At 63.5% G+C, this 20,157-nt stretch carries 17 protein-coding genes; 11 read left to right on the top strand and 6 right to left on the bottom strand.

From position 1 onward, the window contains the following. Positions 1-74: 74 nt before the first annotated feature. The 3 genes from K408_RS0115300 to K408_RS0115290 all read left to right on the top strand — a co-directional run bounded on the left by K408_RS0115300 (position 75) and on the right by K408_RS0115290 (position 4,913). Positions 75-1,874, top strand: a complete 1,800-nt coding sequence (locus K408_RS0115300) for an FAD-dependent oxidoreductase (protein ID WP_024339427.1) — start codon at positions 75-77, stop codon at positions 1,872-1,874. Continuing rightward, positions 1,844-3,691: a 2-oxoacid:acceptor oxidoreductase subunit alpha gene (locus tag K408_RS0115295; RefSeq protein ID WP_024339426.1), complete on the top strand. Its 1,848-nt coding sequence runs from the start codon at positions 1,844-1,846 to the stop codon at positions 3,689-3,691. Before K408_RS0115300 ends, K408_RS0115295 begins: the two co-directional genes overlap by 31 nt. Before the next feature lie 166 nt (positions 3,692-3,857). Continuing rightward, on the top strand, positions 3,858-4,913 hold the full coding sequence (locus K408_RS0115290) for a 2-oxoacid:ferredoxin oxidoreductase subunit beta (RefSeq protein WP_024339425.1): 1,056 nt from the start codon (positions 3,858-3,860) through the stop codon (positions 4,911-4,913). On the opposite strand, the gene K408_RS0115285 is transcribed toward K408_RS0115290, so the two are convergent. After that, positions 4,914-5,363 (bottom strand): DUF4399 domain-containing protein, encoded by a 450-nt coding sequence (locus tag K408_RS0115285; protein WP_024339424.1) that lies wholly within the window; start codon positions 5,361-5,363, stop codon positions 4,914-4,916. Between the two features lie 16 nt (positions 5,364-5,379). Continuing rightward, positions 5,380-6,906: an SUMF1/EgtB/PvdO family nonheme iron enzyme gene (locus K408_RS0115280; RefSeq protein WP_024339423.1), complete on the bottom strand. Its 1,527-nt coding sequence runs from the start codon at positions 6,904-6,906 to the stop codon at positions 5,380-5,382. Positions 6,907-7,218: 312 nt separating this feature from the next. Here K408_RS0115280 and K408_RS0115275 point away from each other — a divergent pair, with 312 nt between their 5' ends. From K408_RS0115275 to K408_RS0115250, 6 genes are all read left to right on the top strand, one after another. Next, positions 7,219-7,836: a hypothetical protein gene (locus K408_RS0115275; protein ID WP_024339422.1), complete on the top strand. Its 618-nt coding sequence runs from the start codon at positions 7,219-7,221 to the stop codon at positions 7,834-7,836. A gap of 41 nt (positions 7,837-7,877) precedes the next feature. Continuing rightward, entirely contained in the window at positions 7,878-8,324 is a 447-nt protein-coding gene (locus tag K408_RS0115270) for a DsrE family protein (RefSeq protein WP_024339421.1), read from the top strand. A 254-nt stretch (positions 8,325-8,578) separates the two neighbouring features. Next, positions 8,579-8,902 carry an ArsR/SmtB family transcription factor gene (locus tag K408_RS0115265; protein ID WP_024339420.1) on the top strand — a complete coding sequence of 108 codons (324 nt, stop codon included), beginning with the start codon at positions 8,579-8,581 and terminating at the stop codon, positions 8,900-8,902. Continuing rightward, complete coding sequence (locus K408_RS0115260; protein WP_024339419.1) at positions 8,899-9,324, top strand: SRPBCC family protein; 426 nt, start codon at positions 8,899-8,901, stop codon at positions 9,322-9,324. The genes K408_RS0115265 and K408_RS0115260 overlap by 4 nt, the downstream gene beginning before the upstream one ends. Positions 9,325-9,368: 44 nt before the next feature. Then, positions 9,369-9,572: a hypothetical protein gene (locus K408_RS0115255; RefSeq protein WP_024339418.1), complete on the top strand. Its 204-nt coding sequence runs from the start codon at positions 9,369-9,371 to the stop codon at positions 9,570-9,572. Positions 9,573-9,583: 11 nt separating this feature from the next. Next, positions 9,584-10,024 (top strand): DUF1801 domain-containing protein, encoded by a 441-nt coding sequence (locus K408_RS0115250; RefSeq protein WP_024339417.1) that lies wholly within the window; start codon positions 9,584-9,586, stop codon positions 10,022-10,024. Positions 10,025-10,250: 226 nt separating this feature from the next. On the opposite strand, the gene K408_RS0115245 is transcribed toward K408_RS0115250, so the two are convergent. The 4 genes from K408_RS0115245 to K408_RS0115230 all read right to left on the bottom strand — a co-directional run bounded on the left by K408_RS0115245 (position 10,251) and on the right by K408_RS0115230 (position 15,986). Continuing rightward, positions 10,251-11,789 carry a SpoVR family protein gene (locus K408_RS0115245; protein WP_024339416.1) on the bottom strand — a complete coding sequence of 513 codons (1,539 nt, stop codon included), beginning with the start codon at positions 11,787-11,789 and terminating at the stop codon, positions 10,251-10,253. Then, positions 11,786-13,063 carry a YeaH/YhbH family protein gene (locus K408_RS0115240; RefSeq protein WP_024339415.1) on the bottom strand — a complete coding sequence of 426 codons (1,278 nt, stop codon included), beginning with the start codon at positions 13,061-13,063 and terminating at the stop codon, positions 11,786-11,788. Before K408_RS0115240 ends, K408_RS0115245 begins: the two co-directional genes overlap by 4 nt. A 30-nt stretch (positions 13,064-13,093) precedes the next feature. Next, positions 13,094-15,037 (bottom strand): PrkA family serine protein kinase, encoded by a 1,944-nt coding sequence (locus K408_RS0115235; protein ID WP_024339414.1) that lies wholly within the window; start codon positions 15,035-15,037, stop codon positions 13,094-13,096. A 298-nt stretch (positions 15,038-15,335) separates the two neighbouring features. After that, positions 15,336-15,986, bottom strand: a complete 651-nt coding sequence (locus K408_RS0115230; RefSeq protein WP_024339413.1) for an STM3941 family protein — start codon at positions 15,984-15,986, stop codon at positions 15,336-15,338. 305 nt (positions 15,987-16,291) lie between these two features. On the opposite strand from K408_RS0115230, the gene K408_RS0115225 reads away from it, so the two are divergent. Continuing rightward, positions 16,292-19,141, top strand: coding sequence for a bifunctional transaldolase/phosoglucose isomerase (locus K408_RS0115225; protein ID WP_024339412.1), 2,850 nt, complete (start codon positions 16,292-16,294; stop codon positions 19,139-19,141). Between the two features lie 12 nt (positions 19,142-19,153). After that, complete coding sequence (gene gnd / locus K408_RS0115220; protein ID WP_024339411.1) at positions 19,154-20,152, top strand: phosphogluconate dehydrogenase (NAD(+)-dependent, decarboxylating); 999 nt, start codon at positions 19,154-19,156, stop codon at positions 20,150-20,152. Positions 20,153-20,157 lie beyond the last annotated feature (5 nt).

The following is a 20,157-nucleotide window of genomic DNA, read 5'->3' as shown; positions in this document are numbered from 1 at the left end:
AGACGCGTTAAGCGCCCGCCAAGCTCAAACAAAAAAGGCCGCGGGGTCTTTGAGCCTGCGCGGACAGGGTAGGAATGAAACCGACCGATATTGCGGCCCCCGACTACTTTCACAAAGTGGTCGACTGCCAATGGGCCTGTCCTGCGCACACCCCCGTCCCCGAATACATCCGACTGATCGCCCAAGGCCGCTACAGCGACGCCTACATGATCAATTGGAAATCGAACGTGTTTCCCGGAATCCTGGGACGCACCTGCGACCGCCCCTGCGAGCCCGCGTGTCGTCGCGGACGCGTCGAGGAGACCCCGGTGGCGATCTGCCGCCTCAAGCGCGTCGCCGCGGACTTCAAGGACGACATCAGGCAACGCCTGCCGCGCCCGGCACCCAAGAACGGCAAGCGCGTCGCGCTGGTGGGAGGCGGCCCGGCCTCGCTGACGGTGGCGCGCGATCTCGCCCCCCTCGGCTATCACTGCACCGTGTTCGATGCCGATCCGGAAGCCGGCGGCATGATGCGGACGCAGATCCCGAAATTCCGCCTGCCGAATTCCGTTATCGACGAGGAGACCGGCTATATCCTGGGTCTCGGCGTCGACTTCAAGGGCGGCCATCGCATCGAGAGCATGAAGGCGCTGCTCGCGGAAAAGTACGACGCGATCTTCGTCGGCTCCGGCGCGCCGCGCGGCCGCGAGCTCGACATTCCCGGGCGGAAAGAGGCAGCGAGCAACATCCATATCGGCATCGAGTGGCTGGCCTCGGTCTCGTTCGGCCACACCGACAAGATCGGCAAGCGCGTGATCGTGCTCGGCGGCGGCAACACCGCAATGGATTGCTGCCGCACCGCGCGCCGGCTTGGCGGCGAAGAGGTCAAGGTGATCGTGCGCTCCGGGTTCGAGGAGATGAAGGCCTCGCCCTGGGAGAAGGAGGACGCGATCCACGAGGACATCCCGATCCTCAACTTCATGGTTCCGGTCGCCTTCGTGCACGAAGGCGGCAAGCTCACCGGCGTCACCTTCCAGAAGGTGAAGGCCGAATACGACGCCAAGGGGCGGCGCAATCTCGTTCCTTCAGGCGAACCCGATCAGACCATCGCCTGCGACGACGTGCTGGTCGCGGTCGGCCAGGAGAACGCCTTCCCCTGGATCGAGCAGGATTGCGGCATCGAGTTCGACAAATGGCACATGCCCAAGGTCGACCCGAAGACCTTCGCTTCCACCAATCCCAGAGTCTTCTTTGGCGGCGACGCTGCGTTCGGCCCGAAGAACATCATCTGGGCGGTTGCGCACGGCCATGACGCCGCGCTGTCGATCCACAAGATGCTCTCCGGCGAGGCCATCGACGAGCGCCCGCTCCCCGACGTGCAAATCTCGTCGCAGAAGATGGGCATCCACGAATGGAGCTATGACAACGACATCTCCGTCGACAAGCGCTACAAGGTGCCGCACCGCGACAAGGTTGTCGCGCTGAAGGACATCCGCGCCGAGGTCGAGCTCGGCTATGACGTCAAGCTGGCTCTCGGCGAGGCGCATCGCTGCCTGAACTGCGACGTGCAGACCGTTTTCTCGACCTCGCTCTGCATCGAATGCGACGCCTGCGCCGACATCTGTCCGATGGATTGCATCACCTTTACGGCCAACGGCGAGGAGAGCGATCTGCGCCAGCGCCTGAAGGCGCCTTCGCTGCATCCCGATCAGGATCTCTACGTGTCCAGCGACCTCAAGACCGGGCGCGTGATGGTCAAGGACGAGGACGTCTGCCTGCATTGCGGGCTATGCGCCGAGCGTTGTCCCACCGGCGCCTGGGACATGCAGAAATATTTCATCGAGATGACCCACGCAGGTTCGACATGTCCGACAAAAAGCCGATCAGCAGCGTAAACGACTTCGTCGTCCGCTTCGCCAACGTCAACGGCTCGGGTTCGGCCAGCGCCAACGAGATGTTCGCGCGCGCGATCCTGCGCCATGGCGTGCCGGTGTCCCCGCGCAACATCTTCCCCTCCAACATCCAGGGCCTGCCGACCTGGTACGAGGTGCGGGTGACGGAAGACGGCCATCTCGGCGCCCGCGGCGGCGTCGACATGATGGTGGCGATGAATCCGCAGACCTGGGACAAGGACGTCGCCGGCATCGAGCCGGGCGGCTACCTGTTCTACGATTCCACCAAGCCGATGCCGTCGACCAAGTTCCGCGACGACATCAATGTGATCGGCGTGCCGCTGACCGCCATCACCAACTCGACCTATACCGATCCGCGCCAGCGCCAGCTGTTCAAGAACATCATCTATCTCGGCGCGCTCAGTGCGCTGCTCGACATGGATCCCAAGCTGATCGAGCAGCTGATCGGCGAGCAGTACAAGGGTAAGGAGAAACTGCTCTCCTCCAACGTCCACGCGCTGCATCTCGGCCGCGACTGGGCGCTCTCGAACCTGAAATGCCCGATCGGGCTGCGGGTGAAGAAATCCGACAAGGTCGGCGACCGTATCTTCATCGAAGGCAACAGCGCCGCCGCGCTCGGCGCCGTCTATGGCGGCGCCACCGTATGCGCGTGGTACCCGATCACGCCGTCCTCATCGGTGGCCGAGGCCTTCACCGCCCACTGCAAGAAATACCGGCACGATCCGGAGACGGGGAAGGCGAAATACGCGATCGTGCAGGGCGAGGACGAGCTTGCCTCGATCGGCATCGTGATCGGCGCGTCCTGGAACGGCGCCCGCGCCTTTACGGCGACCTCCGGCCCCGGCATCTCGCTGATGACCGAGTTCATCGGCCTTTCATACTTCGCCGAGATCCCGGCCGTGATCATGAACATCCAGCGTGCCGGCCCCTCGACGGGCATGCCGACCCGCACCCAGCAATGCGACATCATCGCCTGCGCCTATGCTTCGCACGGCGACACCAAGCATGTGCTGCTGTTCCCGGAAGATCCCGCCGAAGCTTTCGAGTTCGCGGCGGCCGCGTTCGACCTCGCCGAGCGGCTCCAGACCACGATCTTCCTGATGCTCGACCTCGACATCGGCATGAACCACCGGCTCTGCCGTCCGCTGAAATGGGACGATTCCAAGCAGTATGACCGCGGCAAGGTGATGACCGCGGAAATGCTGGATGAGGGCCGGGACTTCGGCCGCTATCTCGACGTCGATGGCGACGGCATCCCCTACCGCACCTATCCCGGCACGCATCCGACCAAGGGCTCCTACTTCACCCGCGGCACGTCACGCGATCGCTATGCACGCTATTCCGAGGAAGGTTCGGTCTACGCCGACAACATGCAGCGCCTCGTGCGCAAGTTCGAGACTGCGCAGGACCTGGTGCCAAGACCGCTGCAGGCCAATGCGGAGCGGCCGACCAAGTACGGCGTGATCTATTTCGGCTCGACCTCGCCGGCGATGGACGAGGCGATCGGATTGCTCGAAGCGCGCGGGCATCAACTCGACCGCCTGCGCATCCGCGCATTCCCGTTCCATTCGAGCGTGGCGAGCTTCCTCGCCGAGCACGACTTCGTCTATGTGGTCGAGCAGAACCGCGACAGCCAGCTGCGCCAGCTCATCGTCAACGAGAACGGCATAGACCCCGTCCGCCTCGTGCCGATCGTGCACTACGATGGCACGCCGATCACCGCCCGCTTCATCGCCAAGGCCATTGGCGACCATCAGGATCACCTCAAGGTGACCCCGCTCCGCAAGGCCGTGTCATGACCAACATCCTGCTCTCTCTTTCGTCATGCCCGGGCATAGCCGTTCGAAGAACGGCGTCGCTTCCGCTCGCCTATGCCCCGGCATCCACGCGCTTCGTCGTCGCCGCAAAGACGTGGACGGCCGGGTCAAGGCCGGCCATGAAGCAGCGGACATTTCAGGTGCTCGCATGACCTACATTGCAAAGCCGAAATTCCATCATCCGGGCCTCAAGAAGAACGCGCTCGGCTACACCCACCGCGACTACGAGGGCAAGATCTCGACGTTGTGCGCGGGCTGCGGCCACGATTCGATCACGGCCTCGATCATCGAGGCCTGCTACGAACTCTCGATCGAGCCGCATCGGGTGGCGAAGATCTCCGGCATCGGTTGCTCGTCGAAGACGCCGGATTACTTCCTCGGCAATTCGCACGGCTTCAACTCCGTGCATGGCCGCATGCCCAGCGTGCTGACCGGCGCCAACCTCGCCAACCGCGACCTGATCTATCTCGGCGTTTCCGGCGACGGCGATTCCGCCTCGATCGGCTTCGGCCAGTTTGCGCACTCGATCAGGCGCGGCGTGAACATGACCTATATCGTCGAGAACAACGGCGTCTATGGCTTGACCAAGGGCCAGTTCTCCGCGACCGCCGACCGCGGCTCCAAGAGCAAGAAGGGCGTGACCAACACCGATAACGCCATCGACCTCGTCGCCATCGCGCTGCAACTCGGCGCCACCTTCGTCGCGCGCTCCTTCTCCGGCGACAAGACCCAGCTGGTGCCGCTGATCGCGGCCGCGATCCGGCACAAGGGCGCGTCCTTCATCGACGTCATCAGCCCCTGCATCGCCTTCAACAACCATGCCGGCTCGACCAAGAGCTTCGACTATGTCCGCGAGCACAATGACGCCGTGAACCGGCTCGACGTGCTGGTCGGCCGCGATCCGATCGCGGTGGACTATGCGCCGGGCACGGTGCAGGTGGTCGAGCAGCATGACGGCAGCAAGATTGCGCTGCGCAAGATCGACGCGGACTACGATCCGCATGATCGGCTCGGGGCCATGACCTTCCTGCAGAAGCACGCCGCCAAGGGCCAGATCGTCACTGGCCTGCTCTATGTCGACCCCGACGCGGAAGACATGCACGAGCATCTCAACACGGTCGAGACGCCGCTCAACAGCCTGGAGGCGGACTCGCTGTGCCCGGGCTCGGCGGTGCTGGACAAGATCAACGCCAGCCTGCGGTGATCATCGGCTCCGCGCCGATACCGCCGGCCTGACGCGTATCGTGATCTTGTCCGACACGACGGGTGGTTCGAACGGATAGTGCTTGGCATCACCAAGCACCAGTTGCAGGGTGTGCGTGCCCGGAGAAAGCTCGAGAAACGTTTCGGTCTGTCCTGCCCCGAAATGCAGATGGGACTTGTCCTGCGGAATCGGCTCCTTGACATCGATGGGGCCTTTCACATCGATCAACAGATGATGATGACCCGCATTGTGGTAATCGTCGCCGGCATGCGTCACGCCCATGTTGCGCAGGCCGAACCGGACCCAAAATCCACCACGGACCTTCTGGCCGTCATACGGCGTGATGAAATAGAGCTTGGCGTCCTTGGGCGCGGATTTGCCTTGCGAGCAGGCCGTGCCTGGGAGCAAGGCAATTGCCGCTGCCAGCGCGATACAGGAAGTGACTTTCATCAGATTGACTCCAGTCTTACGGACTGAGCGCGATGCGGAAGCCGTGCGTGGGGTAACGAACACCCGCGTCGTATCCACCGCGGTTCGACGGCCGCACATATCCCGAATCGTTCTTCCAGGAGCCCGACCGCAGGACATGAGCGCTGCAGTCCGCGCTGGTCCAAGCCGAGCCGTCGCTGGGCGCGCCCTGATAGGTCCGGTGCCAGCAGTCTGCGACCCACTGATCGATGCCGCCGCCCATGTCGTAAAGCCCGAACGGATTGGGCTTGAAACTGCCGACCTTGGCCGGCTGCTCGGCCGCAAGTTCACCGCAATCCTTGCAGCCGGCCATGCCCGGCTGGAGCTTGTCACCCCACCAATACTTCGTCTGTGTCCCGCCGCGTGCCGCATATTCCCATTCGGCTTCACTCGGCAGCCGGTAGGGCTTCTTCGTTGCCTGCGCCAGCCAGTCAACATATTGCTTCGCGTCGATCCAGCTCACATTGCTGACCGGGGCATCGTCCTTGCCGCTGGCCGTGAATCCGCACGCCTTGGCGGCGGCGCATTCATTCCACTCCTGCACCGTCACCGGATATTTTCCGATCGAGAACGGCTTGATCGTGACCTGGTGGACAGGGCGCTCGGTCGGATCATCGTTGCTTCCCATCGCGAAGCTGCCGCCGCGAATGGCGATCATCTCGGGCTCGCGAAGCGGCGTTGCCGATGGGCTGGGAGTCGGGACCGGCGGCGGAGGCGACGAGGCCAGTGACGGAGACGCTTGCGACATCTGCGTGGCCGCTTCGCTCGGCGAGGCTTGAGCAATCGGTGACGCGACCGGAGCGGTGGGCGGCGCGGCAGCCTGCTCGCCCATCCTGCCGGGCTGCGCCAGCAAGTACCAGAGCACGCCGGTGGCCATCGTCAGCATTGTGATGGCAAGCAAGAAGATCAGCGCAGTCTCGCGGCGGCTTCTTGTTTTGCCGACGGCGTCCGCGTCCGGTAGCACGCGATAGACGCGCACCGGATCAGTGATGTTCTTGACCTTGCGGTCGCCGAGCGACTCATAGCCGCACACGATCTTGTGCTTGATCTGCTCATAGATGGCGCCGGAGATGTAGACCTGTCCCGGTTCCGCGATGCCCTCGATACGCGTGGCGATGTTGACGCCGTCACCATAGATGTCGTCTGGCTCCACGATCACGTCGCCGAGATTGACGCCAATCCGGTATTCGAGCCGGGAATGCTTGGGAACCGACGCGTTGCGGCCGACGAGATTTTGCTGGATGACGATGCTGCATCGAACGGCCTCCACAGGACTGTCGAAGATGGCGATGAAGCCGTCGCCAGTCGTCTTCACCAAACTTCCGTGATGTTCGATGATGCTGGGCTGGATGAGATCTCGCTCGATACGCTTGACGCGAATATGCGTGCCCTCCTCGTCAGCCTGCATCAGCCGGCTGTAGGAGGCGATGTCACCGACGATGATGGCGGCGAGTCGACGAGGCACTCCGCTGTGCGGCGGCGGCTCATCCTGGTTTTCGGATCTGAAGTTGCGAATTTCGCCCATGCGGGGGACTCCACAAACTTGCAAGGCAGCCCCAGCTTACGGCTGCCACAGGCAGCCGTCTGTGAAGGCTATCACATCGACGAGCCGAGACAATGTCGCTGCGACCGTCGGCGTCGGTTCCAAGGAGACAAGGCGCGACATCCTTTTGAACCTTCTTGATCGTGGAGTTGACTAAGGACGCCAACGACCGTGGCCGCTTCCCTGCACCAGCTCGCACGAGCGACGTGCAAAGGTTGAACGCGGTGCAGCGTGCCGGCGTCTAAACGACAGCAGTCCTGTTTTGCTGCAGTAGATTGTCACCCCGAGCCCGTCATGAAGCTCTCCCTCGTTGCTGTTCTTGCTTTCGCTGCTTTGACCGGCGTCGCTCACGCCAATGAGACTGAGATTCGGGAGACCACAAAGGCTGAAGCCGAGACCTTCAATGTGCGGATGTATGCCGGCCCGCCCGGCAACAAGGCCTATGCTTGCTTCGTCCGCCGCTACGATGCCGACCACCTGGCGCGGCACCCGAAGCAGAGGGTCGCCGCGATGAAGCTGCTGATCTTGGCGGAGGTCGACGCAGAGGACAAGGAGCTGCACAGCTCCTTCCGCCTCGGGTTCCGGTACCGTCATCGGAGCGGCGATTTCGACTCCAGCGGCTCCTGTAATCACGTCGTGTTCACTGCGAGCGGCGGCGAGGTGCGCCTGGGCTGCGGTGTCGACTGCGACGGCGGCGGCATCGGCGTCGCGCTGTCCAAGGACGACAAGTCCGCGATCGTCCGGCTGGAGCGGGTGCGGGTCTGGCAGAACAACAAGCCGGACGACGATGCCGAGCATTCGCTGACGGCCGGTGCCGACGACAAGATCTTTCGTCTCGATCGCACCGACAACAGCGAGTGCGCTTCGCTCGTGACCGACCGCAAGGAGCTCGCGGCGCTGCGCCACAAGTGATATGCCTGTGGCACATCAGGGCTTAGTCGGAGGAGACCGCCATGAACCGCCGGAACATTTTGTGGAGCGCCGTGTCAGCTCTGGGTGCGGCGTTCGGAGCATCCAGCGCGAAGGCCGCGGCCCAGGCTGCACCGAGCAAGCTGAAGGTGGCATATCATCTCAGCGACGCCGAGAAGGTCAATTTCGTGCTCGGCAACATCCAGAACCATATCGACGGCGTCGGCGGCCCCGAGCATGTGACGATCGCGCTGGTGATCCACGGCCCGGCGCTGAAGGCCTTTCACGCCATGCAGGCCAACCCCGACGTCAGCAAGCGCGTCGGCGAGTTCTCCAAGGGCGGCATCGAGCTCGCCGCCTGCGGCAACACGATGAAGGCGCAGAACGTCACGCTGGCGGATCTCCTGCCGGGCTTCGTCAACGCGGAGAGCGGCGGCGTGGTCCGGTTGGCCGAGTTGCAGTCGCAAGGATATCTGTATCTGCGGCCGTAGGCCGGCACCGGCGATGGCTGGCGCAGCCCTTTCCGCGTCATTGCGAGGAGCCCTTGCGACGAAGAAATCCAGACAGCCTCCGCGGAAAGATTCTGGATTGCTTCGCGGAGCCTGTCATCGGGCCGCGCTTCGCGCGAACCGTTGGCTCGCAATGACGGGGGAGTATGGCGTCGCCGCAGCCTCCCGTCGTACTTGACTCATCCATAACTCAACGGTTATGAATTAATCCATAACTCCTTGGTTATGGATTCCACATGGCCGCCGCCCCCGACCTCCTGTTCAGGACCCTCGCCGATCCTACGCGGCGGGCGATCTTCGAGCGGCTGTGCCGCGAGGGCGAGCAGACGGTCGGGGCGCTGACGATGCGATCAGGCGTCTCGCAGCCGGCGGTGTCGAAGCATCTCGGCGCCTTGAAGCAGGCCGGGCTCGTGCGCGACCGCCACGAAGGACGCCAGACCCATTACAGCGCGCGGCCGGGTGCGCTCAACCCGCTGATCGACTGGACCAGCCAGATGGCTGGGTTCTGGCAGAAGAGGCTCGACGCGCTCGACGATCTCCTGAAGAGGATGGACCAATGAACGAACCTGAGACGCGCTCCGTCATCGTCGAGCGCGAATTTGCGGCGCCGGTGGAGCGGCTCTGGCGTGCGCTGACGCAGCCGCATTTGATCGAGGAATGGCTGATGAAGAACGACTTCAAGCCGGTCGTCGGCCACCGCTTCAACCTGCGCGGCGAATGGGGCGGCGTGCTGGATTGCGAGGTGCTCACCATCGAGCCGCAGAAGACGCTGGCTTACACCTGGAATTTCTCGCATGAGGACGCGGCGTTCGACCTGAAGAGCGTCGTGACCTTCACGCTGACGCCGACCAGCGCTGGCACGCATCTGCGCGTCGAGCAGTCGGGCTTCAGACCGACGCAGAAGCAGGCTTTTGGCGGCGCGCATGCCGGCTGGAAGCAGTTTTTCGCCAGGTTGGACGACGTGCTGGCGCGGGCGGGCTAGCACAGCCGGCGCACTTCCAATCAATTTTTTCAAGGGACGACCCAATGAGCACGCAGATGTGGATCCGGCAGATTCATCGCTGGCTGTCGATGGCTTTCACCATCGCGGTCATCGCCAACATCGTGGCGATGACCATGCAGGTCCAAGCCGCATGGATTGGCTTCCTGGCGCTCGTTCCACTCATTCCCTTGCTCGCGACCGGGCTCTATCTGTTCGCGCTGCCCTATCTTCGCCGCAGCAACGCGTGAACGAGGCGAGAATGAAAACGGCTGTGACGTTGAAGAAGGCACGCACGAAGGACACGAAGCAGGCCTCCCCCTCCAAGCTGATCGACGGCAGGATCAAGGAGCTCGGCGACTGGCGCGGCGAGATGCTGGGGCGGGTCCGCGGCCTGATCAAGCAGGCTGATCCCGACGTCATCGAGGAGTGGAAATGGCGCGGCGTTCCCGTCTGGGAGCACGACGGCATCATCTGCACCGGCGAGACTTACAAGGACGTGGTGAAGCTGACCTTTGCCAGGGGCGCGGCGCTGGAGGATCCGGCTGATCTGTTCAATGCCAGCCTCGACGGCAATGTGCGGCGCGCGATCGACATTCGCGAGGGCGGGAAGATCAACGAGGAGGCGCTGAAGGCGCTGATCCGCGCGGCGGTGGACTTGAATGGATCGAAGAAGAAGCCGGGGAAGAAGCGAGCTGTCTAGAACAGCCGCCAAGCGGCCGCACACTCCTTGCTTCTCCCCTGTGGGACTCCCCTTGCGGGAGAAGGTGGTGCGAAGCGCCGGATGAGAGGTCTCTCTCGACACGAGAATGCGCGGAGACGTACCCCTCACCCGAGCGAGCTTGTGCTAACCGACATCGCTGCCCCCTCCCGCAAGGGGAGAGGGCGCGCGGACGTGCATCTCACCCCATTGTTCAAGGTCAGCGGCCTCAAGCCACCGCGGCCGGGATCGGGCGCGGGCTGACGACGTATTCGCGCAGGACCTTGTCGTTGGCATCGACCTCGATCAGCGCGACGTCGTAGGTCCAGAGATCGGCGAGATGCTGGAGCACCCGCTTGGCGTCCGTTTCGTTGAGCTGCGCGCCCTTGATGACGTGGTGATGCAGGATCAGCCGGCGGTCGCCGGAGAGATCGACGTCGACCACCTCGATATTGGCATCGATGTAGCCGACATCGTGCTGCCGCGCCAGTTCGCGCCGCACCCGGCGGAAACCGCGCTCGTCGTGGATGGCATCGACGCGGATTCCGGCGCGCTCCTCGGGATCGTCATGCAGATGGAACATGCGGAAATGCCGCATCAGCTTCGGGCTCAGGAACTGCCCGATGAAGCTCTCGTCGCGGTAATTGGCCCAGACGTCGCGCAGCACGCCCATGACGTCGTTCGTGCCGGCGATGTCGGGGAACCACTCGCGGTCCTCGTCCTCGGGATTGGTGACGATGCGCTCGATGTCCTGCATCACGGCAAAGCCCAGTGCGTAGGGGTTGAAGCCGGAGAAGCGAGGATCGTCGAATTCGGGCTGGAACACCACGTTGGTGTGCGATCCCAGGAATTCGAGGAAGTTGCCGTCGGTGATGCGGCCCTGCTCGTGCAGCTTGGTCATGATGCGATAGTGGACGTAAGTCGCCGTCCCCTCGTTCATCACCTTGGTCTGGCTCTGCGGGTAGAAATATTGCGCGATGTGGCGGACGATGCGGAGCAGCTCGCGCTGCCAGGGCGCCAGCCGCGGCGCGCTCTTCTCCAGGAAATAGAGCAGATTCTCCTGCGGCAGGCCGAGCAGCTTGCGGCGGCGTTCGATGCTCAGGGTGGACCGGCTCTTGGCCGCGCCCTTGGGCACCGTGCGCCAGAGATCGTTGAAGACCTCCTCCTCGTGCTGGCGGCGGCGCCCTGCCCGCTTCTCCTCGGCCCGCAGATCGAGCTTCTTCTTGCCGGGATAACGGTCGATGCCGTGCGACATCAGCGCATGCGCGGCATCGAGCGTGCGCTCGACCTCGATGCGGCCGTAGCGCTCCTCGCACTGCATGACGTAGTTCTTGGCGAAGTCGAGATAATCCAGGATGCCGTCGGCGTCCGTCCACTGCTTGAACAGATAATTGTTCTTGAAGAAATGATTGTGGCCGAAGGCGGCATGCGCGATCACCAGCGTCTGCATCGTCGCCGTGTTCTCCTCCATGAGGTAGGAGATGCAGGGCGAGGAATTGATCACGATCTCATAGGCGAGCCCCATCAGGCCCTTGCGGTAGGACGCCTCGTGAAACGCGAAATGCTTGCCGAACGACCAGTGCTTGTAGAACAAGGGCATGCCGACCGACGAGTATGCGTCCAGCATCTGCTCGGCCGTGATGACCTCGATCTGGTTCGGATAGACGTCGAGCCCGAGATCCTTCAACGCCACCTCCTCGCAGGCATCCGTGATGCGCTGCAAGGTGTGGAAGTCCCAATCGGCGCCTTCGAACAAATGTTCCGTCATGGAGCGGCTTTCTCCTGAGCAGTTTCGCGGCGCTGGAACAGATCGTGGAACACCGGAAAGATCTCGCTGCGTTCGGAGACCTTGCGCATCGAGAGCGGTGCGCCGCTGTTGCGCAGGCGCTCGTAAAGCGACCACAGCGAGGAATCGGAGAGATCGAAGGCGCTGCCGCCGGATTCTCCGACCTCGAGATAGGCGAAGAACTGGCAGACCGGCAGGATCTTGTCGGTCAGCAGCATGCCGGTGAGCTCGCCGTCGGAATAGGAATTGTCGCCGTCCGAAGCCTGCGCGGCGTAGATATTCCAGTCCGACGGATTGAAGCGCTCGCGCACGATCTCGTGCATCGCCTGCAGCGCGCTGGAGACCAGCGTGCCGCCCGAGGCCGGACCGTAGAAGAAGGTCTGCTCGTCCACCTCCTCCGCGCGGTCGGTATGGCGGATGAAGACGATCTCGACATGCTTGTAGCGCCGCTTCAGGAACACGTAGAGCAGCATGTAGAAGCGTTTCGCCAGGTCCTTCATGTGCTCGGACATCGAGCCGGACACGTCCATCAGACAGAACATCACGGCCTGTGCGACGGGCCTCGGCACCGTCTCGAAACGACGGTAGCGGATGTCGAGCGGATCGATGAAGGGAATGCGCCTGGACTTCGCCTTGAGTCTTTCGAGCTGAGCCACCAGCTCGGTGCGCTCGTCCTCGTCCTCGCAAGCGGCGATCGCGGCTTCCAGCTCCTCGATCTCCTCCTTGCGGGGACGCTTGAGCGCGATGCGGCGGGCAAGCGCTAGCTTCACCGTCCGGCTCACCGAGATGTTGGCGGGCGAGCCTGAGGTCGTGTAGCCGGCACGCTGGATGCCCTCGCTCTCGGTCTGCGCGATCTTGCGCTTGGCGAGATCGGGCAGCTCGAGATCGTCGAGGAAGAGATCGACGAACTCGTCACGACTCAGCACGAAACGAAAGGCGTCCTCGCTGTCGCCCTCGCCTGGGCCGGAACTCTTGGCGCTGCCCTGTCCCGAACGCTGGAGATAGTCGCCTTCGATGAACTTCTTGTTGCCGGGCAGGACCATGTCCCGCGTTCCGCCCTCACGGCGAAAGCGCGGCTCATGCATGCCGTCGAGCGGGATCGTGACCTCACCACCCTCCAGGACATCCTTGATGTCGCGTTCCTGCGAGGTCTTCTTGACGGCGCCCTGCACCAGGGACTTGGCCCGACGCAAGAACCGCTGGCGGTTCTCAAGACTCTTGCCGCCCGGATTCAGGCGCCTGTCAATGATGTGAATGGGCACTTTACCATTCGCCTCCCATCCGTCTCAGCCGGCCTGCTTCACGCGCATGTACCATTCGACGAGCCGGCGAACCTGGCGCTCGGTGTAGCCGCGCTCCACCATGCGTGCGACGAACTCGCCATGCTTCTTCTCCGTCTCGCCGTCCTTCTTCGACCCGAAGGAGATGACCGGAAGCAGGTCCTCCACCTGGGAGAATATCCGCTTTTCGATCACATCGCGAATCTTCTCGTAGGAGGTCCAGGTCGGATTCTTGCCGCCGTTCTGGGCCCGCGACCGTAACGAGAATTTGACGACCTCGTTGCGGAAGTCCTTGGGGTTGGCAATGCCCGCCGGCTTCTCGATTTTGGTCAGCTCCTGGTTCAAAAGCTCGCGATCGAGCAGCTGGCCGGTGTCGGGATCCTTGAAGTCCTGGTCCTCGATCCAGGCGTCGGCATAGTCGACGTAGCGATCGAACAGGTTCTGGCCGTAGTCCGAGTAGGATTCCAGATAGGCCTTCTGGATCTCGTTGCCGATGAACTCGGCATAGCGCGGCGCCAGCTCGGCCTTGATGAATTCGAGATAGCGTTTCTCGGTCTCCTCCGGCAGCTGCTCGCGGCGGATCGCCTGCTCCAGCGCGTACATCAGGTGCACGGCGTCGGCCGCGACCTCCTGCGGATCGTGGTTGAAGGTCGCAGCCAGGATCTTGAAGGCAAAGCGGGTCGAAACGCCGTCCATGCCCTCGTCGACGCCGGCGGCGTCCCGATATTCCTGGACGCTGCGCGCCTTCGGATCGGATTCCTTCAGGCTCTCGCCGTCGTAGACCCGCATCTTGGCGAACAGGGTGGAGTTCTCGTGCTTGCGCAGGCGCGACATCACCGAGAACCGCGCCAGCGTCTCCAGCGTCGACGGCGCGCACGGGGCCGCCGCGAGCTCGGAGCCCTGAATCAGCTTCTCGTAGATCTTCTGCTCCTCGGTGACCCTGAGGCAGTAAGGCACCTTGATGACGCAGATGCGGTCGATGAAAGCTTCGTTGTTCTTGTTGGCCTTGAAGCTCGCCCACTCCGCTTCGTTGGAGTGCGCCAGGATCACGCCGGTAAAGGGAATCGCGCCGATGTTCTCGGTGCCGATGTAGTTGCCTTCCTGCGTCGCCGTCAGCAGCGGATGCAGCATCTTGATCGGCGCCTTGAACATTTCGACGAACTCGAGCACGCCCTGGTTGGCGCGGTTGAGGCCGCCGGAATAGCTGTAGGCGTCGGGATCGTTCTGGGCGTAAGTCTCGAGCTTGCGGATGTCGACCTTGCCCACCAGCGACGAGATGTCCTGGTTGTTCTCGTCACCGGGCTCGGTCTTGGCGATTGCGACCTGACGCAGCCGCGACGGCTGGATCTTTGCAACGCGGAACTGGGAGATGTCGCCGCCGAAGGCCTCGAGCCGCTTGTAGCACCACGGGCTCATCAAGCCGGTGAGACGGCGGCGCGGAATGCCGTACTTCTCCTCCAGCATCGGGCCGAGCTGATCGGGATCGAACAGGCTGAGCGGGCTCTCGAACACGGGCGAGAGTTCGTCGCCGGCCTTGAGCACGTAGATCGGATGCACTTCCATCAGCGACTTCAGCCGCTCGGCGAGCGAGGATTTGCCGCCGCCGACCGGGCCGAGCAGATAAAGAATCTGCTTGCGCTCCTCCAGGCCTTGCGCGGCGTGGCGGAAGAAACCGACGATGCGCTCGATGGTTTCTTCCATGCCGTAGAAGCCGGCGAAGGCCGGATAGGTGCGGATCGTGCGGTTCAAAAAAATACGGCCAAGGCGTGGGTCCTTGGCCGTGTCAATCGTCTGAGGCTCACCGATCGCCGCTAGCAGTCGTTCGGCCGCGTTCGCGTATTTCATGGGATCGCTTCGACACGATTCCAGATATTCCGCCATCGACATGTCGTGCTGGCTTCTCGCCTCGAACGACCGAGCGAAAGCGTTGAATAGAGAATCGTTGTACATGATCCCTCTCCGCGTGAGTTCCGCTACAAGCTGAAACGAAAGCAGTTACCGGACCGTTCCTCAGGCCGTTTCGAATCAGCGTGAGCACATGACGATCATTGGACACCCGGGCGCCAACACGACGCAACGCACAACGTAGGCACTCCATGAGTTACGAACAGGCACATGCCTGTAATTTGTGCGAATCTATGTCTATATTGGCTCATTTCCAGAAAATGTCACTTGGTCGCAACATCCGGGCCTTACCGGGGAATGTCTTCATCCGGCAATGCAGCATAGCGATGCCGGAGCGGCGATGTTATGACACTTGTACGGCGAAGCCTTGCCCGCCGCGTTCATCATCCTGCTGCAATGCAGTGCGCGCGCTGCTGGAAGCGTGGCAGTCGCGGCAAGCGCGCAGCAATGTCTCAAAATCGGTCGCCAGGCCCTCCGAGCGGATGACAATGCGGCCGTTCTGCGCATAGCTGGCCAGGGTTGGGATGGCGCGCAGCTGGTGCCGCAACGCCGGCGTGGGCGTCAGCGCGATCGCCTTGTGGCCGCGGCACTCTTCGGCCGAAATCTCCTCGATCGACTCCCACAGCAGAAATTCATTGCCAATGCGAAGATCGCGGATGCCGTAGGGAGTGACGACCACCACAGCCCCTCGTTCGGCGGGAAGCATCCAGATCAGGCACGCCGTCACGAGGCCGAACAGCACGACGCCGGCATAGCCGACGCTCTTGTCATAGTCGCCGAAGCCATCCCACCAGTCGAAGGCAAGGCTTGCACTGAGCAGTGTCATCGCGAACCCTGCCGCGACCAGCAGCCGCAACTGCATCACGCAACGCGGGATTTCGAGGTCGCGGGAGGCGTCGATGCCGGCCGCCGACCCAGCCGCTTGCGGGCTGTTGGCGACGGCGAACGCCAAACCTTCCTTGTGGGCCTGCATGCTCTCCCCCAGCACGGCCATTCGCGACCGAGCCATTCTGCGACGGCGAATCCAAAATCCGTCGCTGGCACTCCACGCAACCGCTGGCTGACGAGGCGAGGCGGCCGGCGCTACGCAAGGGACTTCGGCCGCGTCCTCGCGGACAACGACCCTTACGCAACACAGCCACTGCCGCCTGGATCGCCATGATCGCGACGGAGTTACACTGGAGGGTATGACTCCCACACCCTTGATTGGTTCCCTCCCGGGAGCATGTAAGTTAGAGGATAGCGCGTCAGGACCGGCGCGGAAACCCCTCGCCGCAGGCTTGGAGATAAAGAAGCATCATGAATCCCGTCAAAGAACTGGAAAAGCACGGCCAAGCCGTCTGGCTGGACTTCCTTGCCCGCGGCTTCATCGCCAAGGGCGACCTGAAGCGGCTGATCGAGACCGACGGCGTCAAAGGCGTCACCTCCAATCCGTCGATCTTCGAGAAGGCGATCGGCAGCTCCGACGAGTATGACGCGCCGATCGGCAAGGCGCTGAAGCACGGCGACCGGACGGTTGCCGACCTGTTCGAGGCCGTCGCGGTCGAGGACATCCAGAATGCCGCCGACGTGCTCCGTCCGGTCTACGACCGTCTCAAGGGCGGCGATGGTTATGTCAGCCTGGAAGTCTCGCCCTATCTTGCCATGGACACCGCCGGCACGGTCACCGAAGCACGGCGGCTCTGGAAAGACGTCAATCGCAAGAACCTGATGGTGAAGGTCCCGGCGACGCCGGAGGGCCTGCCGGCGATCGAGCAGCTGATCGGCGAAGGCATCAGCATCAACATTACACTGTTGTTCTCGAAGGCGGTCTATCTCCAGGTGGCTGAGGCCTACATTGCCGGACTCGAGAAATACGTTGCCGGCGGCGGCGATCCTTCGCATGTCGCCAGCGTGGCAAGCTTCTTCGTCAGCCGCATCGATTCGGTCGTCGACAAGCAGCTCGACGAGAAGATCGCCCGCGCCAACGATCCATCCGAGAAGGAACGGCTCGCCGCGCTGAAGGGCAAGATCGCGATCGCCAACGCCAAGCTGGCCTACCAGGACTACAAGCGCCTGTTCTCGGGTCCTCGCTGGGAGAAGCTTGCCGCCAAAGGCGCCAGGCCGCAGCGCATGCTTTGGGCCTCCACCGGCACCAAGAACAAGGACTACAGCGATGTGCTCTATGTCGAGGAGCTGATCGGCCCCGACACCATCAACACCGTGCCGCCGGCAACGCTGGATGCGTTCCGCGACCATGGCAAGCCGCGCGACAGCCTGGAAGAGAATGTCGAGGACGCAAGGCGCGTGCTCGAGGAGCTGGAGCGCTCGGGCATCTCGCTCGATACGATCACCGAAGAGTTGGTCAAGGACGGCGTCAAGCTGTTTGCGGATGCCGCCGACAAGCTCTACGGGGCGGTCGCCCACAAGCGCGCCGTCGTGCTCGGGCCGGCGCTCGATCGCCAGGAGCTCTCGCTCGGGGACGGCCTCGGCAAAGCCTTGGCTGAGAGCACCGAGAAATGGCGGGCGTCAGCCAAGATCCGCCGGCTGTGGCAGCGTGACAAGTCGGTCTGGACCGGCGCAGACGAGGACAAATGGCTGGGCTGGCTCGACAGCCCGGCCAAGGCCGACATTGCCGATTACGAGGACTATGCCGGCCGCGTGAAGGGGCAGAAGTTCTCCGATGCCGTGGTGCTCGGCATGGGCGGATCGAGTCTCGGGCCCGAGGTGCTGGCCGAGACCTTCGGCAAGAAGCCGGGCTTCCCGAAGCTGCATGTGCTTGACTCCACCGACCCGGCGCAGGTGCGCGCGATGGAGGCGAAGATCGACATCGCCAACACCGTGTTCATCGTCTCCAGCAAGTCCGGCGGCACCACCGAGCCGAATGCGATGAAGGACTATTTCCACGAGCGCGTCGCGCAGGCGGTCGGGCCGAAGGTGAAGACCGGCCATCGCTTCATCGCGGTGACCGATCCCGGCTCGTCGCTTGAGAAGGCGGCGAAGCAGCTGCACTACGCCCGCATCTTCCATGGCGAGCCATCGATCGGCGGGCGCTACTCCGTGCTTTCGCCGTTCGGCCTGGTGCCGGCAGCGACCGCCGGCATCGACGTGAAGACCTTCGTCAAGCACGCGCTGGCGATGGTCCGCTCCTGCGGGCCGGATGTTCCGCCGAGCGAGAACCCGGGCGTGCAGCTTGGCCTTGCCATGGGGTTGGCCGGGCTCGACGGCCGCGACAAGGTGACGATCCTGGCCTCGAAGAAGATGGCCGATTTCGGCGCCTGGGCCGAGCAGCTCATCGCGGAATCGACCGGCAAGGAGGGCAAGGGCCTGATCCCGATCGATGGCGAGCCGCTGGGCGATCCCTCGGTTTACGGCAACGACCGCTTCTTCATCGACATCCGCGTCGAAGGCGAAGCGGACGCCGCCCACGATTCCAAGCTTGCCGCGATCGAGGCGGCCGGTCATCCCGTGGTGCGCATCGTCATGAAGTCGATCGAGCATCTCGGCCAGGAGTTCTTCCGCTTCGAGATGGCGACGGCGGTCGCCGGCTCGATCCTCGGCATCAACCCGTTCGACCAGCCGGACGTGGAGGCGGCCAAGATCAAGACGCGCGAGCTCACCACCGCCTTCGAGAAGACCGGGGCGCTGCCGGAAGAGCAGCCGGTGATCAGCACCAGGGAGGCAGATCTCTACACGGACGAGGCCAACGCCACGGCGCTGCGGGCCGCCGGCGCCGACGGCGATCTCACCTCCTGGCTGAGGGCGCATCTGTCGCGTTCGGGCGACGGCGACTATGTCGCCCTGCTCGGCTACATCGCGCGCGACAAGGCGACGGTCGAGGCGCTCCAGGCCATGCGCCTCGAGGTGCGCGAGAAGCGTCACGTTGCGACCTGTGCCGAGTTCGGGCCGCGCTTTCTGCACTCCACAGGGCAGGCCTACAAGGGGGGCCCCGACAGCGGCGTCTTTCTCCAGATCACGGCGGACGATGCCCAGGACCTACCGGTGCCGGGCCAGAAGGCGAGCTTCGGAATCATCAAGGCGGCACAGGCGCGCGGCGATTTCGACGTCCTCACGGAGCGGGGCCGGCGCGCGCTGCGCGTACACCTGAAGGGCGGGCTCAAGAAAGGTCTCGCGACGCTCAATGCGGCGCTCAACGACGCGCTGAATTAAGGGATATAGCAGATGCAACTCGGCATGATCGGCCTCGGCCGAATGGGCGGCAACATCGTTCGCCGCCTGATGCGCCACGGCCACTCGACCGTGGTCTACGACAAGGACGCCAATGCCGTCGCAGGCCTTGCCGCTGACGGCGCGGTCGGCTCGGCAACGCTCGAAGAGTTCGTCTCGAAGATGGAGCGGCCGCGCGCCGCCTGGGTGATGCTGCCTGCAGGGCACATCACCGAAACCACGATCGAGACGATCGCGGGCGTGATGCAGGCGGACGACGTCATCATCGACGGCGGCAACACCTTCTGGCAGGACGACGTCCGTCGCGGCAAGGCATTGAAGGCCCGCGGCATCCACTATGTCGACGTCGGCACCTCCGGCGGCGTCTGGGGCCTCGACCGTGGCTATTGCATGATGATCGGCGGCGAGAAGCAGGTGGTCGACCGGCTCGATCCGATCTTCGCCGCACTCGCTCCGGGCGCGGGCGACATTCCGCGCACGCCGGGGCGCGAGGGGCGCGATCCCCGTATCGAACAAGGCTACATCCATGCCGGGCCCGTCGGGGCCGGTCACTTCGTCAAGATGATCCACAACGGCATCGAGTACGGCCTGATGCAGGCCTATGCCGAAGGCTTCGACATTCTCAAGAACGCGAACATCGAAGCTCTGCCGCCAGACCACCGCTACGATTTCGATCTCGCCGACATCGCCGAGGTGTGGCGGCGCGGAAGCGTGATCCCGTCCTGGCTGCTCGACCTCACCTCGACTGCGCTCGCCGACAGCCCGCAGCTGTCGGAGTATTCCGGGTTCGTCGAGGATTCCGGCGAGGGTCGCTGGACCGTGAATGCCGCGATCGACGAGGCGGTGCCGGCCGAAGTCCTGACCGCGGCGCTCTACGCACGTTTTCGTTCCCGGAAGGAACACACCTTCGCTGAAAAAATTCTCTCCGCGATGCGTGCAGGGTTCGGCGGCCACAAGGAGCCGAAGCAGCCGGGCGCGGCGAAGCCAAAGTAAACGAC

Origin of the sequence: Bradyrhizobium sp. in8p8 (assembly GCF_000426845.1) — a bacterium.
Taxonomy (GTDB): domain Bacteria; phylum Pseudomonadota; class Alphaproteobacteria; order Rhizobiales; family Xanthobacteraceae; genus Bradyrhizobium; species Bradyrhizobium japonicum_C.
Note: the sequence above shows the minus strand (reverse complement) of the source record. Positions and strands in the feature narration are given on the sequence as shown.

Coding starts and splice junctions, on each gene's coding strand:
- K408_RS0115300 (WP_024339427.1), top strand. CDS start 75: ATGAAACCGACCGATATTGCGGCCCCCGACTACTTTCACAAAGTGGTC.
- K408_RS0115295 (WP_024339426.1), top strand. CDS start 1,844: ATGTCCGACAAAAAGCCGATCAGCAGCGTAAACGACTTCGTCGTCCGC.
- K408_RS0115290 (WP_024339425.1), top strand. CDS start 3,858: ATGACCTACATTGCAAAGCCGAAATTCCATCATCCGGGCCTCAAGAAG.
- K408_RS0115285 (WP_024339424.1), bottom strand. CDS start 5,363: ATGAAAGTCACTTCCTGTATCGCGCTGGCAGCGGCAATTGCCTTGCTC.
- K408_RS0115280 (WP_024339423.1), bottom strand. CDS start 6,906: ATGGGCGAAATTCGCAACTTCAGATCCGAAAACCAGGATGAGCCGCCG.
- K408_RS0115275 (WP_024339422.1), top strand. CDS start 7,219: ATGAAGCTCTCCCTCGTTGCTGTTCTTGCTTTCGCTGCTTTGACCGGC.
- K408_RS0115270 (WP_024339421.1), top strand. CDS start 7,878: ATGAACCGCCGGAACATTTTGTGGAGCGCCGTGTCAGCTCTGGGTGCG.
- K408_RS0115265 (WP_024339420.1), top strand. CDS start 8,579: ATGGCCGCCGCCCCCGACCTCCTGTTCAGGACCCTCGCCGATCCTACG.
- K408_RS0115260 (WP_024339419.1), top strand. CDS start 8,899: ATGAACGAACCTGAGACGCGCTCCGTCATCGTCGAGCGCGAATTTGCG.
- K408_RS0115255 (WP_024339418.1), top strand. CDS start 9,369: ATGAGCACGCAGATGTGGATCCGGCAGATTCATCGCTGGCTGTCGATG.
- K408_RS0115250 (WP_024339417.1), top strand. CDS start 9,584: ATGAAAACGGCTGTGACGTTGAAGAAGGCACGCACGAAGGACACGAAG.
- K408_RS0115245 (WP_024339416.1), bottom strand. CDS start 11,789: ATGACGGAACATTTGTTCGAAGGCGCCGATTGGGACTTCCACACCTTG.
- K408_RS0115235 (WP_024339414.1), bottom strand. CDS start 15,037: ATGTACAACGATTCTCTATTCAACGCTTTCGCTCGGTCGTTCGAGGCG.
- K408_RS0115230 (WP_024339413.1), bottom strand. CDS start 15,986: ATGGCCGTGCTGGGGGAGAGCATGCAGGCCCACAAGGAAGGTTTGGCG.
- K408_RS0115225 (WP_024339412.1), top strand. CDS start 16,292: ATGAATCCCGTCAAAGAACTGGAAAAGCACGGCCAAGCCGTCTGGCTG.
- gnd (WP_024339411.1), top strand. CDS start 19,154: ATGCAACTCGGCATGATCGGCCTCGGCCGAATGGGCGGCAACATCGTT.